1 protein-coding gene is annotated in these 221 nt (G+C 69.7%); it reads right to left on the minus strand.

Annotation, left to right across the window (positions count from 1 at the left end; all coding sequences use genetic code 11):
- The coding region (locus tag EN991_RS39695) for a VCBS domain-containing protein (protein ID WP_164756071.1) at window positions 1-221 on the minus strand (221 nt) is incomplete at both ends.

Genomic DNA, 221 nt, shown 5'->3' on the forward strand with positions numbered 1-221 from the left:
GGTGTCGTTGGCCAGAACGTTGCCGGTCGCCGCCGTGGCCGGCGTGATGCCGGCCTCGTTCGCGGACCCGGTGTCGGCGACCGCAACCGGCGCATCGTCGGTGCCGTGGATGGTGATGGTCAGCGTCGTCGAGGAGGTCCCGCCCTGGCCGTCGCTCACCGTGTAGGTGAAGCTGTCGGTCAGACTGCCGCCGACATTGAGCGCGTCAACCGTCGGGTTCG

The sequence above is a fragment of the Mesorhizobium sp. M7A.F.Ca.US.005.03.2.1 genome (genome assembly GCF_003997795.1).
Lineage (GTDB): Bacteria > Pseudomonadota > Alphaproteobacteria > Rhizobiales > Rhizobiaceae > Mesorhizobium > Mesorhizobium ciceri.